At 55.6% G+C, this 15,609-nt stretch carries 16 protein-coding genes and 1 pseudogene; 9 read left to right on the top strand and 8 right to left on the bottom strand.

Annotation, left to right across the window (positions count from 1 at the left end; genetic code table 11):
* Positions 1–3: 3 nt before the first annotated feature.
* The 4 genes and pseudogenes from ACWGZX_RS04985 to ACWGZX_RS04970 form a co-directional block, all read right to left on the bottom strand.
* Positions 4–1,272, bottom strand: coding sequence for an anaerobic sulfatase maturase (locus ACWGZX_RS04985; RefSeq protein ID WP_452627513.1), 1,269 nt, complete (start codon positions 1,270–1,272; stop codon positions 4–6).
* Positions 1,273–1,330: 58 nt separating this feature from the next.
* The gene (locus tag ACWGZX_RS04980; protein WP_452627512.1) at positions 1,331–3,694 is read right to left on the bottom strand and encodes an arylsulfatase; all 2,364 of its coding nucleotides are present in this window, start codon (positions 3,692–3,694) and stop codon (positions 1,331–1,333) included.
* Positions 3,695–3,773: 79 nt separating this feature from the next.
* Entirely contained in the window at positions 3,774–4,250 is a 477-nt protein-coding gene (locus tag ACWGZX_RS04975; protein ID WP_452627511.1) for a 2,4'-dihydroxyacetophenone dioxygenase family protein, read from the bottom strand.
* Positions 4,251–4,405: 155 nt separating this feature from the next.
* Positions 4,406–4,575 (bottom strand): annotated as a pseudogene (locus ACWGZX_RS04970) (IS5/IS1182 family transposase); the annotation flags it as partial.
* A 165-nt stretch (positions 4,576–4,740) separates the two neighbouring features.
* Between ACWGZX_RS04970 and ACWGZX_RS04965 the strand changes: the two are divergent.
* The 9 genes from ACWGZX_RS04965 (at position 4,741) to ACWGZX_RS04925 (ending at position 9,415) form a co-directional block, all read left to right on the top strand.
* On the top strand, positions 4,741–4,944 hold the full coding sequence (locus ACWGZX_RS04965) for a hypothetical protein (protein ID WP_223516784.1): 204 nt from the start codon (positions 4,741–4,743) through the stop codon (positions 4,942–4,944).
* A gap of 147 nt (positions 4,945–5,091) precedes the next feature.
* On the top strand, positions 5,092–6,384 hold the full coding sequence (locus ACWGZX_RS04960; protein ID WP_452628966.1) for a serine hydrolase domain-containing protein: 1,293 nt from the start codon (positions 5,092–5,094) through the stop codon (positions 6,382–6,384).
* Positions 6,385–6,411: 27 nt separating this feature from the next.
* Positions 6,412–6,732 carry a YbjQ family protein gene (locus ACWGZX_RS04955; RefSeq protein WP_452627510.1) on the top strand — a complete coding sequence of 107 codons (321 nt, stop codon included), beginning with the start codon at positions 6,412–6,414 and terminating at the stop codon, positions 6,730–6,732.
* A gap of 163 nt (positions 6,733–6,895) precedes the next feature.
* Positions 6,896–7,084 (top strand): hypothetical protein, encoded by a 189-nt coding sequence (locus tag ACWGZX_RS04950; protein ID WP_452627509.1) that lies wholly within the window; start codon positions 6,896–6,898, stop codon positions 7,082–7,084.
* A gap of 328 nt (positions 7,085–7,412) precedes the next feature.
* Entirely contained in the window at positions 7,413–7,784 is a 372-nt protein-coding gene (locus ACWGZX_RS04945; protein ID WP_223516780.1) for a bacteriocin, read from the top strand.
* A gap of 113 nt (positions 7,785–7,897) precedes the next feature.
* Complete coding sequence (locus tag ACWGZX_RS04940; protein WP_452627508.1) at positions 7,898–8,374, top strand: glycine zipper domain-containing protein; 477 nt, start codon at positions 7,898–7,900, stop codon at positions 8,372–8,374.
* 126 nt (positions 8,375–8,500) lie between these two features.
* Complete coding sequence (locus ACWGZX_RS04935; protein ID WP_452627507.1) at positions 8,501–8,728, top strand: hypothetical protein; 228 nt, start codon at positions 8,501–8,503, stop codon at positions 8,726–8,728.
* 69 nt (positions 8,729–8,797) lie between these two features.
* Complete coding sequence (locus ACWGZX_RS04930) at positions 8,798–9,010, top strand: hypothetical protein (RefSeq protein WP_452627506.1); 213 nt, start codon at positions 8,798–8,800, stop codon at positions 9,008–9,010.
* Positions 9,011–9,091: 81 nt separating this feature from the next.
* Positions 9,092–9,415 (top strand): hypothetical protein, encoded by a 324-nt coding sequence (locus ACWGZX_RS04925; RefSeq protein WP_452627505.1) that lies wholly within the window; start codon positions 9,092–9,094, stop codon positions 9,413–9,415.
* Between the two features lie 55 nt (positions 9,416–9,470).
* Here ACWGZX_RS04925 and ACWGZX_RS04920 read toward each other — a convergent pair whose 3' ends face one another.
* From ACWGZX_RS04920 to ACWGZX_RS04905, 4 genes are all read right to left on the bottom strand, one after another.
* The gene (locus tag ACWGZX_RS04920; RefSeq protein ID WP_452627504.1) at positions 9,471–9,869 is read right to left on the bottom strand and encodes a hypothetical protein; all 399 of its coding nucleotides are present in this window, start codon (positions 9,867–9,869) and stop codon (positions 9,471–9,473) included.
* 3 nt (positions 9,870–9,872) lie between these two features.
* Entirely contained in the window at positions 9,873–10,289 is a 417-nt protein-coding gene (locus ACWGZX_RS04915; protein WP_452627503.1) for a hypothetical protein, read from the bottom strand.
* 67 nt (positions 10,290–10,356) lie between these two features.
* Positions 10,357–10,737 carry a hypothetical protein gene (locus ACWGZX_RS04910; RefSeq protein ID WP_452627502.1) on the bottom strand — a complete coding sequence of 127 codons (381 nt, stop codon included), beginning with the start codon at positions 10,735–10,737 and terminating at the stop codon, positions 10,357–10,359.
* Complete coding sequence (locus ACWGZX_RS04905) at positions 10,730–15,520, bottom strand: RHS repeat-associated core domain-containing protein (protein ID WP_452627501.1); 4,791 nt, start codon at positions 15,518–15,520, stop codon at positions 10,730–10,732. The genes ACWGZX_RS04910 and ACWGZX_RS04905 overlap by 8 nt, the downstream gene beginning before the upstream one ends.
* Positions 15,521–15,609 lie beyond the last annotated feature (89 nt).

Raw genomic sequence — 15,609 nt, 5'->3', positions numbered from 1 at the left:
AGGCTATTTATCCAGGGGCACGATCAGCGGGCCGGCGAAGGCCTGCATGATCAACGCCACGGGTTGCTGGTGGCTGACCAGTTGGGCCATGGCGTTCATATAGGGCGTCAGGTGACGAAAGTATTTCTTGTAGCTCGGGCACAGGTAGTTTAGGCCCGGCTCGCCGTTGGGCGCATTCATGAAGCGGTTTTTCGGGCATTCGCCATGGCAGGCGAAGCGGTAATCGCACTGCTGGCAATACGTCGGCAATGTCTCTTCTTTGGCGGCGCCAAAGGCTTGTTGCGCAGCAGAGGCGAGTAGCACGGCAGGATCATCGGTCTTCAGGTTGCCCAGTAGATACTCGGGATACATGTAGTGATCGCAGGAGTAGACATTGCCGTCGTGTTCCACGATCGCCGCTTTGCCGCAGCGCGGGCTGAACAGGCACACCGAGGCCGGCAGTTGACACCATGAGGCCAGTGCCCATTCGAAGTTCATGACATGAACCTCCCCGACATCCTGGCGCACCCACTCGTCAAAAATCGTGATGAGAAAATCGCCATAGGCCTCGGGTGCAACCGTTTGCTCCGTCACCATCGCGGGCTCCGGCACCACGTGCAAGCGCAATTCCGGCGGGATAGCAAAATGCAGACCCAGACTGACCTGTGAGGCGCTTGGCTCGCGTTCCACCACGGGGTTGAACTGAATATGACGAACGCCCTCAGACTTGAGGAATCGATAGATTTCCAAGGGAAATCTGGCGACATCGCGCGCCACGGTAACCAACACATTGAAGTCGACGCCATGCTGCTTGAGCAGTTCGAGACCGTGCATCACGTCATCGAAACTGGAGTCTCCGCGCTTGTCGGGGCGATAGAGGTCGTGGACGAATCGCGGGCCATCAAGGCTGATCCCCACCATGAAGCGTTCACGGGCGAGGAATGCGCACCAGTCGTCATTGAGTAACGTGCCATTGGTCTGCAACGTGTTACGAATGACTTTGTTCCCCGCGAACTGGTGTTGATACAGGACCGCGCGTTGGAAAAAATCCAACCCCAGCAACGTCGGTTCGCCGCCTTGCCAGGTAAATTCGACTTCAGGCGTGGGCTGGGCCTCGATGTAGCGCTGCACATACAGACGCAGCACCTCGTCGGTCATGCTGAAGCGTTCCCGAGGCGGGTAAAGCTGTTCTTTTTCGAGATAGAAACAGTAACTGCAATCGAGGTTACAGATCGGCCCGACGGGTTTGGCCATCAGATGCAAGCCCTGGGGCGGGGTTTCGTGGGTAGGCATGGGAGTAGGGTCCGGGAGTCATCAATCTGCCGCCCGGTTATCCGGGCGGCATTGAGGGTCAAGGCAAATACGTCACGTGTACATCCTTGACCTTGCCATTGAATGCGAAGGGCGCACGCTCGAAATAGTCCAGGGTGACGGGGGAACCGAGGTCTTGAGCCACGTCGAAGGTTTCGCTGGCGGTGAACGTCAGTGCCGGAGTGAACGGCGTCACCCCTTTGGCGGCTTCCTGGCCGTCAAGTCGCAGGCTCAGATTGGCCGGCGCTCCGGGCTTGGCTGACAACAGGGTCGTCAGCACTTCGATACTGACTTTGCCTGCGGGTACTCGTTCGGCCGAACGCAGTTTGACTCGAGAGATAGCCAGCGCGTTGTACTCGTAGATCAGGAAACCGTCATCCATGTACAGGCTGACCCCACCACCGATACCGCCCAAGGCATACAACACGCCGGTGGCGTTAGCTGGAATGTCGGCGTCGACGACAACTTTGCTGTTCTGATTGCGCAGGTTGGGGGCAGCAAATTCCGGAAAGCGATGGACGCGATCACTGAAATGCCATTCGCGTTGGCTGCTAGAGATTCGTGCAGTCGGATCGAGGAAGGGGTAGAGACCGGCACCAATCGGAAAGACATGGTTAGCCTTGGCCTGCACGTCAAACTCCGCCTTCAGCTCCGCAAGTTTTTCCGGATGACTCGCGGCTACATCGTTGGCCTGGGAATAGTCGTTTTGCAGGTTGTAGAGCGACCATTGATCATTCGCCGGATTCCAGCCCATGAACTGCGCAAAGCCTTGCACCCAGGGTTTGCGCGGGCCAAAAACCGAGGCCATCCAGCCATCCTTGTAGATGCCGCGACTGCCTAAGACTTCGAAGTATTGCGCCGGTTTTTTCGACTTCACCTGAGCGTCGTTGAAGGTGTAGCGCAGGCTGACTCCGTCCATTGGGTCCTGAGCGATACCGTTAACCTCTTTGGGTGGCGTGATCGACAGCACGTCGTAGACAGTTGGGGCAATGTCGTTGACATGGTGGAATTGTGCGCGAACTCTGGCGTCGGCCTTGATCTGTTTCGGCCAGGAAACGGCCAGCGGCGTGCGTGTACCGCCGAAGTAGCCGGCGACTAGTTTAGTGCCTACGAATGGCCCTGAACCTGCCCAGGCCCACGCGGCGTTGTACATGCTTTCAAGTTTAGGACCGCCGAGTGCGGACAAGCCGCCATACATCTCGTTGAGGACTTTCAACTGCTGCTCTTTGGGGACTGGAATCCCGTTTTGGGCCAGCAACTCATTTATCGTGCCCTCCATCCCCTCGGAGGAAGCGCCGTTGTCGCTGAACACATAAAAGATCAGCGTGTTGTCGAGCTTACCTTCACGCTCCAGTTCGTCGAGGATCTTGCCGGCCTGCGTGTCGGCATGTTCCAGGAAGCCGGCATACACCTCCATCAACCGTGCCTGATACTGTTTCTGTTCGGAAGACAAGCTGTCCCAGGCTGGGAGTTCCGCCGGGCGCGGCGTAAGGACGGCGTCCTGCGGGATAAAGCCCAGAGCTTTCTGGCGAGCAAACGTCTGCTCACGATAAGCGTCCCAACCACCGTCGAACTTGCCTTTGTATTTATCGGCCCATTGCGCATTCACTTGGTGCGGGCCATGCACGGCACCCGGTGTCCAATACATGAAAAATGGTTTTGCTGGCGCGTAGGTCTGATGGTCTTGCAGCCAGTTAACGGCCTGATTGGCAAGATCTTCGCTGAGGTGATATTTCGGATCTCGCGTCGGTTCGATTGGCGTTGTGCCGCGGTACAGACGCGGTTCGTACTGAGAGGTTTCGCCGGCCAGGAAACCGTAGAAATGTTCAAAACCGTAGGCCGTCGGCCAAGTATCGAAAGGACCGGCCGCCGTGGTGTCCATGGGTGGTGTGTTATGCCATTTGCCGAACGCGGCGGTGCTGTAGCCATATTGCTTGAGCACCTCGGCCATGGTCGCCGAGCTTTTGGGTATCTTGCCTGTGTAGCCATCCCAGTCGGTGGCCAACTCTGCGATGACGCCGTTGCCAACTCGGTGATGGTTGCGTCCGGTAAGCAATGCGGCGCGAGTAGCGGAGCTGATGGCAGCGGTATGAAAAGCGTTATAGCGCACGCCGCTGTCGGCGACACGGCTCAGAGTCGGCGTATGGACTGCGCCGCCGACGGTGTCAGACTGCGCGAAGCCGGCGTCATCAAGCATGATCACCAGAATATTGGGGGCCTCGACAGGAAGGTGAGATTGATACTGACGTTTCTGGTGTTTTGATTCTTGCAGCGTCGGTTTGGCGTCACTGGCCGAGGGCGTCGGTGGGAAGGGCAGTGAGTCTTGTGCGGATGCGACCGAGCTGGCCAACAGTGCGCAGAGTTTCAGGGTGAAACGTCCGGCGGGTTGCAGCTTCTGGGACATGGGTGTCTCCGTTTTTTATTCATTACAACGGCGCAGCCGCCCGGTCGAACACCGGACGGCTGAGAGATTCGAGGGCTGATCAGACCGCAAAGCTGGTGATGTCTTTGGGCTCGATATCATTGGCTTTGCAGAACGCCAGGTAACGATCCACGCTGGATTTCCAGTTCTCGACGGCAACGACGTTGTTGTTATCGTCGTAATACAGCAGGTCGCCCTGGGTGATATTCAAGGTGATCAGTTCATCGCCATATTCAGTCAGCGCGATAGGCGTATGGCTGGAACCTGCGGTTTCGAACACCACGCCGCCCTGTGTCGAGATCCAGTCGTGCTCCAGGTATTTCCAGCCACCCTTGATGGTGTAAACGATGACCGTGCCGGAGTGATAGTGCTTGGGCAGAGCAGACCCGGCCGGGGCCTTGAGCAGGGTGATGGTTTCCCCGCGAACCGGGTCGCATTTGATGTATTTGATGAAGACTTCATCGCTGTAAGGTGCGAACGGAACCCACGGTAGGTCCTCGTCGTTGATGGAGGAGGTGTCGATGTTTTCATAAAACATGCTTGTTGTTCTCTGTTGGACGGTGGAAGGATTTACACGGTGCGTTAAGAGCATCGTGAACAGGCTGTGCTCACACCGCCCCCCTCTTAAGGAGGGGTATCCACCCAATTGCGTTGAATCGCGGCATACGGAGTGCCGTGCAAATAACGCCAAAACAACAACGTATACGGATTGCGGCTACCGCCGGCCTTTGGGTAATACGGCTCGATCAACGCTAGCAAGTCGCTCCAAGGCACGACCTGATCCATCTCGGCCAGGAACCGTTCACGGCGGACTGCTTGCGCTTACCGGTGTATTCGAAGTCGGAAAAACTCATTCGGCTCATTGATGGCTCAGGTATCGCAATATACGGGCATCTTTTTTATGCGATTTATCCAAGGTGAAAACCGCTCCCAGAGCGCACTGTTTCCAGTGTCGTTGGACGAACTCATTCCCGATGACCATCTGGTTCGCGTCATCGACGCCTACGCGAGTTATGCAGGAAATGACTATGAAACAGGCCGAACTCGAAAAGGTCCACGTAGAGATCATCAAATTGCTCGCTGAGCAGCGCAAGCTGAATGCTGAAGCGGGCAAGCTGAGTGCCGAGGCGGGCAAGATGACCCGTGAAACCTTTTGGTATCCGGTGGCGATAGCCATTGGGATGATTGGTACGGTAGCAACCGTCACTGCGGTGTTGATTAAACTTCTTTAGCGCCTGATTTTTTCCCATCCGGTACGACCTCTTCAGTTCCTTGAAAAGCCCGATCTTCAGCCTCGCCACCTACCTGTTAGACTGCCGGACCCCTCGAACGGAATCGACACCATGTCCCCCCCTCGCGCTGCTTACCGTCGCAATGTCATGTCCATCGCTGCCGTATTGGCGTGCAGCCTGTCATCACTCGTCACCGCAACACCATTCCCCGACGCCGAAGCCAGCGATCCCGCAAAACTCGGCTGGATGGTCGGCTCGCCTCCTCCTGCCGATCGCACCGTGCGCTTCGAAGCTGGCAGCTATTTCCAATTTCCGGCGATGCGCTGGAGTGTCTCGAACTTCCGGCAGCTCATGCCGACGATCAACGTTTCACGAGGCCTGGGCGACCCGGTGCCGCTGGTTTCCGCGCTTCTCAACGATATCGACGCCCTCAGCTTCACACCGCTAGGCGCAACGCAGTCGATGACTTGGGATCAATCCCTTGCTGCGACTTACACGGACGGAATTGTAGTGATGCACAGGGGCAAGGTTGTTTATGAGCGCTACTTCGGCGTACTGAAACCCGAAGGCCAACACGCGGCGATGTCGGTGACCAAATCTGTGGTCGGCACGCTCGGCTCGATGTTGGTGGCTGAAGGGCGGATCGATGCGAACAAGCCTGTCGTCGATTACGTTCCCGAATTGGCGGCTTCTGCGTTCGGCAGCGCTACGGTGCGTCAGGTGCTCGATATGACAACCGCGCTCAAATACAGCGAAGACTATGCCGATCCGAACGCCGAAGTCTGGGCTCACGCAAAAGCTGGCAGTCCATTGCCCAAGCCAAAGGACTACACCGGGCCGCGAAATTACTACGAGTTTTTGCAGACCGTTCAACTGCAAGGTGAACACGGCAGCGCGTTTGGCTACAAGACTGTCAACACTGACGTTTTTGGCTGGATCATCGCTCGAGCGACCGGCCGTAATGTTGCGCAGTTATTGTCGGAGCGTATCTGGAGTCGCTTGGGCGCCGAACAGGATGCCTATTTCACGGTGGACTCCATCGGGACGCCGTTTGCTGGCGGTGGCTTGAACACTGGCTTGCGTGACCTCGCCCGGTTTGGCGAGATGCTGCGCAATGATGGCCGGTTCAACGGTCAGCAGATCGTGCCCAAAGCCGTCGTGGATGACATCCGCCGTGGCGGCGACAAACAGGTTTTTGCCAAGGCTGGTTATGACTTGTTGAAGGGCTGGAGTTACCGCTCGATGTGGTGGGTTACGGATAAGGAGGGCGGGGCATTCATGGCGCGTGGCGTTCATGGTCAGCGCATCTATGTCGATCCGAAAGCCGAGATGGTGATTGTTCGCTACGCCTCGCACCCGGTTGCGAGTAATTCGGCGAATGATCCGGTGACGTTGCCGGCGTTTGATGCGTTGGCTGCTTACTTGTCCAAGTTGCCTTGATCCACTGTTTATGAAGAAGGAATCCCCATGATCACCACCACAACCCACGCCATCGAAGGCCGCCAAATTACCGCTTATCTGGACATTGTCAGTGCCGAGTCCGTGCAGGGCATTAACGTTATCCGCGACGTGTTCGCCGGGATGCGGGATATTTTTGGGGGGCGTTCTCAGACATTGGAGCGTGCATTGAAGGAGGCGCGGATTCAAGCGACTGACGAGATCAAGGAACGGGCGCGGGTACTTCAGGCAGACGCGGTGGTGGGGCTCGATTTTGAGATCAGCATGCCGGCCGGCAAGGGTGGGATGGTGGTGGTTTTTGTGACAGGGACAGCGGTCAAGCTGAGGTGATTCATTCTGTGTGATCGCGCGTTGAGTGTGGGCCACTCGTCGGGCGTGCGGAAATCTGAATTACAAGTCCGATATTGACCGGCTAGTCTCAAAAGCCTTGGCGGTCGATATTTTTCAGGCAAAGGGCTTTGCCGGTGTCGACCCTTTTGAGAGGGGAAGAGGTATGGCTGATCCGTATATCGAAGACGACGGGGCTGAATTTCCGATCAACAATTGCGTTAATTGTGGCCAGACAGAGTATGTGGCGGGCTTTGGGGAAGACCCGGTCCAGATCAGCAAAGTGAAATCGACGACGCCCAGAGGCCCAAAGGCGAAATTTCTGCCAAAAGTGGCGGCGCCTTCCAGGAAATAACTGTTAACCGGACAGACCCCGCCTTCGAGCGGGGTTTTCATTTTCGCAGTATCGATTCAAAACCGGACCTCAGTCGCTCGGTCATGACGTTCCCTTTATTTTTCACAAACTTTTCACAAGCTCGTCCGTAGGCTCAAACCATCCGTTAGAAAGCTGTACCCTGGCCCGTTCCCCAGCGGGCTTTTTTTCGCCTGTCATAAAACCTTTTCCATAAAAGCTGTCCAACCGTCGCTAATTGCGAAGTGCGGATGATTTTTTGTGGACGTTTACTGCGTTACAGCATTCAATCCCCGGCTTTCTTTTTTCCCCTATTTTTGAGGTTTTCGTCATGCGTTTAACACTGCCTGCTCTGGTTCTTGGGCTTCTGGTTGCTCAAGGTGCGATGGCTGCCAGTGATGGCACCGCCGCGATCGGTGGCGGTCTTGGTGGTGCGCTGGGTAATGTGGTCGGCCAGAGCATGGGTGGCAGCACCGGCGCAGCGATTGGTGCTGGCGTAGCGGGCGCAGCCGGCAGCGCTGTTGCGGCGCCTAAAGGCCGCCGTACTGAAGCCGCCATTGGTGGCGGTGTTGGTGCAGCCGGTGGTTCGATGATCGGCCACAGCCTGGGCGGCAAGAGCGGCTCCACCATCGGTGCAGGTTTGGGTGGTGCGTTGGGCGGCGGCGTAGGCAGCAACCTGGGCAAAGGTCACAAGCGTCACTGATCCTGATCGATCAGCATTGAAGAGCCCGGCTAGATGCCGGGCTTTTCTTTTATGAACGATTCTTTAAACATAGTCTCAAAGCCCATATACCCCAGAAGAATACGAGGCGTCCTATGACACCGGTTAACAACGGCAAAAAGACTAGAAGCGTAAGTGCTCGACGTTTGGCACTGTCCGCGTTTGTGGTTGGACTGTTGATGGCTCAAGGAGCAATGGCAGCCAACGACGGCACCGCAGCAGTAGGCGGCGGTCTGGGTGGTGCGCTGGGTAATGTCGTCGGCGGACAATTGGGCGGCAGCACGGGCGCAGCCATTGGCGCCGGTGTCGGCGGCGCGGCAGGGAGCGCAGTCGGGGCAAATAAGGGCAGTCGCAATGAAGCGGCAATTGGCGGTGGCTTGGGAGCGGCAGGCGGCTCGGTGATTGGCAACAGTCTCGGCGGCTCTACCGGTTCGACCATCGGTGCCGGTCTTGGTGGTGCAGCGGGTGGTGGCGTCGGCAACAACCTGGGCAACGACGACAATGATCATGGCAGCTCCCATTCCGGTGGTGGTCACAAGCACAATCACAAACATAAAAACAAACATCACTAACTTGCTCTCGAGTAGAAAAAAACCCGGCCCCGCGCCGGGTTTTTCGTATCTGGGCTTCGCAAGCCGGAACGTTCCGCCAAAGGCAGTCTCGAACTTAATACACAACCAAATATTACGAGGCATGCCATGACGCCTGAAACCGAAGGCAACGAACAAAAAGGTCCGAGCGGGCTTCCGTTCATCAACGACCCTGGCAACGAAGATCCAGGTTCACTGATGGACGACGCCACGGTGCCGCTCAACGATTCTGATGATGCGGGCGATGTGGGGAACCTCGAGTACGACGAAGAGGACGAAGAGGACGTAGACGAAGACTTATCTTTGTCGCCGCGCTTCGACCGATCGTCTCTCTGATCGAACACTCCCCTGCATCATCCCCTCGAAGTATTAGGACCTGATTTTCAGGCCCTTCGAGAGGTGCTTATGAACACAGATCCGAAAGACACTGATATCGACGACACCCCTGAATATCCGCTGCCTTCACCGACCAACTCATTAAGTCGTGATCAACGTCCGCCGGATGACGATACGGCGGTGGAGCAACTGCCAGCTGATGATGTGAAGCGCGGTGATGTCGAGGCGGATCCTGAGGATCCGGACATTGCCGGTGATGATTACTCGGGCGAACCCGGCTGAAAAGCCGCTGGTCGCTTGTGCGGCAACTTTAAAAAGTGAGCGCTGCCAGATCAGGTATGCACCTTTTAAAGGAGATGCACCATGATCAGTTCAAAAATAACAGCCCTGATCATTGCAGGGCTGTTGTCTGTCGGTTCATTGAACGCCGTTGCTCAATCCAACGGGAACGATGCGCCTGTGGATAAAGGCGGAATGCCTCCGTATACCGAAATGAATGCGAATTCAGCGGATGGTAAGGCGCTGCCGCCAGGTTCTATCCAAGGCGGGAATGGTGGTGATGCCAATGGGAGCAGCACTAGGTTGGGGACGGGAAGTGGGGTGGTGAGTGGTGATAGGAATGGATCTGAAAGATCTGATAGTGCCGCGAGTGCTGGAAGTACCAGTGGTTCTGGTGGCCCAGACTGAGCGCTTACTAGATGAGCCCAGTATTCGAACTGGGCTTTTTACTAAAAGTAATGGGCTATGCATCGCATTTTTCAGACCAAAACCATCGCAAGAAAAACTCTTTTTGAACATCAGGGTCATTGGTTAAGTTGTTTTCCTCGTGATCAAAAATATTCACGATGTCATCCCGAAACGCTCGTTTTCCTGGCGTGAGCTCGTATGCTTTTACTCCAAGTGACATCTGTGAGGACATGGAGGAAGGGTGTACGTTGATTTTTGCACCTTTGCACAAAAAAATTATGTCGGGATGATCTTTTCTTACATTGCCTAGGCATTTGTAAAAATTGTCACCGGTGTAGGATTTTCGGTATCCATCTTCCATGCAGAAAGTGATGGCCAGATTTTTTATGTTGCAAAGAAGCTTAGCGGTTTGACGCTTGCTATCTTTGACTATCGATATTTTTACAGTCTCCATGGTTTAATAACTTTTGCTTTCGTGGCTGCTGTTTTTTAGAGATTTTAACCAGCGATGGAAAAAATCTGTTTGCATCTTTGGATCATTAATAATGTCTTGGTCGTCATACTGAAAGATGTTAACAAGGTCCTTTCTTGATGCTCGGATGCCTAATTTGTGCTCGTAAGCCATGACCCCACAGCTCATTTGTGAGGACATGCTGGATGGTCGCACGTTTATTTTTGCGCCTTTACATAGAAACTTAACATCCGGAAGCGATTTGATGATTTTTCCGAGGCATTCATAGATATCTAGCCCTGAGAATTTTTTCGTCCAGCCGCTCTCCAGTGTGATGTGGATGGCCGGCGCATCTGTATCGCAATCAAGTATCGCGGACTCTAATTTCTCATGGATCAATATAGAAACTCTTTCAATTGTCATTATCGTTTCCTTTGAGGGGCCGGTATCGAATGCCCAACAAGCTAACTTGGCTTTTTTGACTATAGACTTACTGCAAGAAATTTACATTAATTCGGTCAACTTTTAGTTTTATGAATTGGTTGTTTAAATCTGGATGATCATAGTGAATGTCTTCGTCGTGAAAGGTTGTAAAAGTTTCAAGGCTGTCGTCCTTTAGTGTTCCGTATAGAAAATAAGCGTAGCCTTTCGGTATTTTTTCAATTAATACAGAGTTGCTAGATGTTTTTTCTATTGTGTAAAATTCAGATAAGTTTAATGTCAGCTCTACCTCGTATGTTTTGCCGATTTCTATTTCGTAAGGGCATGAATTGATAAAGCATTCTACGGAGTGCCCATCAATCAGCAAGGTTGCGTCCTCTTCGTTTACGTCATTTAGGTAAAGAAGCTTTGCTGTTTTTATATTATTCATTGTGCGGCCTGATGGTTTTATCTTGAGAGTCGTTATTAATTGCTTTCCAGAAATCCTTCCCGGTTTTCGTATGGAGTGTAGTGATTTCTTGTTGGTTGTTGGTGCCGACGAACGAAAATTTTGCTATTCCCTTGCTGTTGTTACCCAAAAACATAACAAATCCTGTTCTTGTTTCAGTTTTGTATTGGTACTTGATTCTAATTCCGTTATTCATAATGTAGTGCGCTGTATCGAGGTAGTCATCTGAGTTTTTTGTCCCAAACTGTTCGCCGTGCTTCTTAAAATGATCATCGAGTTTATCTCTTGTACCAAAGTTAAGTGGCTGCTGAGTGGGGCGAGGTGATAATTGCTCACCCTCATCAACCTTAACCCTCCCCGCCGGATCCTCCTCCCCAAACGCCGGCCTCTTACACCCATCCCCTCCAGGACACTCACTCAACCCCAACGGATCAACCCACCCCGTCGGATTCCGCGTGTACTGATACCCGTTTATCCCACCCGCCAACCCACTCGGATCCGGCGTTAAATACCGCCCAAGATCCGGGTTGTAGTAACGATGCCGGTTGTAATGCAGTCCCGTCTCCGCATCGAAGTACTGCCCTTGAAACCTCAGCGGTTGATCCAGCACTTGATGTGTATCGCGGTTCAGTCGAGTCAGGCGGCCGTAGGCGGTGTATTGCGCGGCCCAGATGATCTCGCCGCTGTAGTCGGTGAGTTCTTGCGGTGTGCCGAGGTGGTCGAGTTGGTAGTAGAACGGGCAGGCCTGGCGCGGGCCTTTGCCGTCGAGCATGGCGAGTGGGCGGAAGGTGCCGGGTTCGTAGAGGTAGCTACGATGGTGGTCCTGGCTGTGTTCGGCGATGAGGTGGTCGCCTTGCCAGAAAAACTCGGTGGTTTTGCCGTCGACGGTTTTGCTGATGCGGCGGCCGAAGGCGTCGTAGCGGTAGGTCGCGCAGGTGCCGTTGGGCAGGGTGGCGCCGATGAGTCGGTGCTGGCAGTCGTAGCGGTATTCGGTGACGAGTTTTTGCGCAGTGCCTCGGCGTTCGCGGATCAGGTTGCCGAAGGCGTCGTAGTCGAAGTGGCGGTCGCCTTGCATCAGCAGGCGATTGCCTTTGACGGTGGACGGGCCGGGGCGATCCTGCATCAGCAGGTTGCCGGCCGGATCGTGGGCGAAGCTTTCGGGTTGTTGATCGCGGGAATGGCGAACGCGGATCAGGCGGTTGAGGGGATCGTATTGGTAGTTGCGTTGGCCGTGGCGGGTGTCAATGATGGTGTCGAGATTGCCGTTGGCGCTGTAGGCAAAGTCGCGTCGGTACAGCGATTGCTGGTGTTGGCTGACCGCGTGGGCTTTCAGGCGACCTTGTTCGTCGTGCTCGTACTGGCTGTGTAACAAGCCTTGCTGGCGCTGCAACTCACGGCCGAATTGATAGGTGTGGCTCGTAAGACGTGTGCCGTTAAGGTCGATGGCGGTCAGTGCGCCACCCTTGGCGCGGTGGTAAGCAAGTTTGCTGTTGTCCGGCAGGCGCAGGTGGCTGAGTCGGCCGCAAGCGTCGTAGCCATAACGCAGCGTGGCCCAACTCTGGTGTTCAGTGATCAGCCGGTTCTGGGTGTCGTATTCGAATTCCAGTGGGTGATCGTGGTTGTCATCGACGCTGACCAAACGGCCCAGGCTGTCGTAGTGGTATTCGGCCTTGATGCCGTCGGGCAGGGTTTTGATCAGCAGGCGACCGGCCGAGTCCCGTTGATAACGGGTTGTCAGCTGCGAGCCGTCATCGCCGAACTCGGTTTTCTCCAGCAGATGGCCATTGAGGTCGTAGGCGTACGCGGTGCGTCGACCGTCAAATCCGCTTTCGTGTCGGATCAATCCACTGGGCGTGTAGTCCAGCTGATAGCGTTCGCCGGATTCATTCTCGATTTCGGTCAGTTGTAGCCGTGCGTTGTCATAGCGATAACGCAGTTGCGTGCCGTCGGGGTTGATCCGGCGACTGACCAGGTGCAGGTCATCGTCGTACTCAAAACGCGTGATGCGACCCAGTTCGTCGCGTTCGGCGGTGATCTTGCCGTAGGCGTTGTAGCTGAAGGCACGGCTGGCGCCAGTAGGAAGAATGGTCTGAATCAGTCGGCCAACGGCGTCCCACTGGTAGTTGGTGACAGCACCGTGTTCGTCCTGACGGGAAATTTGTCGTCCCAGAACGTCGTAGGAAAACCGCCGCTGTCCGCCGTTCGGCAGGGTTTCCTCAATCAGTTGCCCGATAGCATCCCGAACGAAAACATGACGACTGTTGTCCGGATAACGGATCGACAGCAGGCGGCCTTGAGCGTCGTAGTGGTAGTGGGTGATCTGGCCGTCGGGATCGATGGCCTCAGTAACATCGCCCTGAGCATTGCGTTGATATTTCCATACCGCTTTGCCGCGATAGCACGCATGCAGGAAACCATTACGGTACTCGTAGGACGTTGGCTCATCTTCGGGTGGAATCAGCGCAATTAGCCGCCCGATTTCGTCGTAGCGGTATTGAGTAATTGCTCCCAGCGGCCCCTGTTCGGCAATCAGCTGACCCTTGTGGTCATACGTCTTTAGGTGCTCGGCACCATTCGGTTCAACCCGGCGCACCAGTCGCGCCGTGTCGTCATGGACATACACTTCCTCGCTGCCATCGACGTTTTTAACCAGTACTGCGCCGTTGTCGTCCCAGGCATAGCGCGTATCCATTTGCGAGAACGTCGCCCAGTGCCGAATGCATCGGGCGGCTTTGCCGGACCGTTCCCACTCCCAAAAGAAACTTGCCCCCCCGGCCAGTTGCCGCTGGAGAATCACGTGTTGGTCGTCGTAGTCGTACCGTTCGCTTTCCCCGGCGGCATTGGTCGACTCAATCAGTCGTTGTCGGGCGTCGTAGCGGTAGGCGATCAGCGTTTGCTCTGTGCGCCAGGTGTCATCCGCATTGTCAGCAGGGTGAAACGACTGATACTCGACGGCGATGATGTGCTGGCGCTCGTAGCGCAACAGCAGCGATCGACCTGCACCGTTGTCGAGGCGCTGAATGCGATCCTGACGGTCACGGGTGACGTGCAACCGGTTGTTGTAGGCGTCGCTGATCGTGGTCAGCCGCCCATTGCGAAAGTGATAAAAGCGCACCGTTTCGCCAGCCAGGGCGAGGACTAGTTCTTCAGGCTGATCCCCGAGATATATCGCGGCCCGGGATAGGCTGTTGTGAATGGCCGGGCGTTCCTGGCTGGGCAGCGGAAACGTCGTGCGGCGGTTTTCATGGTCGATCCAGACGACGTGTTCTGCGTCCAGCTCCAAGCGATGCGCCAGCGAATGACTCCAGCCCCAGCCCAGTCCGCAATCGATTTCCACGGCGCTGGTTCGATACAACCGGGTGAACGCAAACGGCAGTAAACCGTTGAGCGATCCATCGTCCAGGGTCAGCAACTCTTCGCCGGTCACCATCGACACCGGGCAACCGTTGGTGCAGGTCAGTGGTGCGCAATCGGCGCTATCACCATTGGGATTTTTCGCCTGCTCGGGGACGTCCTCACGGCGTTCCTGGCGACCCAGGCGGGTCATGGCGGCGGATTTGCTGCGCGCGATGGCGACCGGGTTGTTCACCAGTACAACCGGTGTGGAGCCCGCACTGATCTGCAACGGCACCGCAGGCGCAGGGTTCAGCGGAGCAGTCCGGACGTTGAGCGCGAGGGGTTTGAGTACACCCGCATGGGGCCTCAGGTCGGATTGGTCGGCCAGGCGCAAACTCGCGGCAGCCAGCCATTTGCGCGCTCGCTCCGATTTGATTTTGCTCAGCACCCTGGCGCTGATGCCGGACGTCAGTCCCAGAGGACTTGTAGCGCATGCCAGCAGGAATCCGATCAATATCCCTGTACGAATTTCCGCCACGACCTCGGCGATATGCTGCGGTGGCATCATCCGCAGCCAACTGGTGAACGCCGCCAGATGGATGAACATCAACGGCTCGTCACTCAACACCAACAACAGATTGGCAATCGATTCAGCCGAGGCCTTCAACAGCGTTTCAAGTTCGGTCTCGGTCAGGTATTCAAGGAGCTTTTCGCTGTTGGCTTGCAGGTCCGTGATTAGCTCGTAAATCTGCTTCACGTCGTCCCACAAACCATTCAGTGAATTCTCGAAACCTAGCCAGTCAGCCTGTTGCAGCAGGCCGTAGCGCTTGATGAATCCGGCCTCGGAATACGCTGCCCATGACGGTTCGAATTCGCTCGACCACTCATTGCGCAGCCAGCCTTCCAGGTCGTCGATGACGCCTTGATACGAGGCGTACAACGCTTTGACATGGTCAGTGGAAACATTCGGAAAGAAGGTTATGCGGTAACGCTGGCCGCGCTCGCACTCGGGAATTTCGAGGATGCCGCTGGGGCCGATCTCGTGGTTGACCGGCTCGCCAAAGGTGCCATCAGCGTTCAACGGCTCCAACATCACCGGCGTATTGCCAATCGGCACGAATCGCGCAGCATCGAACATGTGAACCAGCGTCAACGGGCCGCTGGCCTGACACGCCGCGACGGTTGCGCTGACAGGTGTCGTGGAATGTTTTGGCGCGACCAGCCGGACTTCGTTGCCGACCTTGAATACCTGCTCGATATCCAGCGCCTTGCCGGTCCAGAAACTCTCCGCCCAGGCGTCGTAGTCGTTGAGGCACAGCCGAAAGTCTGCGAGCAGCGCTTTGACGTCCGGCTGCTCAGGGTCCATGGCAGCGACCACCAGCAGCCCGATGGCGTTATTCAAGGCCAGTACCTTGTCAGGTACGAACATTCGCAGTCCCTCGCGCAGATCAAATGTGAGCGCGAGACTTTGCTTGGGATCAGCGGGTAAAGAAGTCGGGAAAGGAGGCGTTTTATGTA

It is taken from the genome of Pseudomonas sp. CLCA07, assembly GCF_053615335.1.
This window is presented reverse-complemented; position numbering and strand designations above follow the sequence as displayed.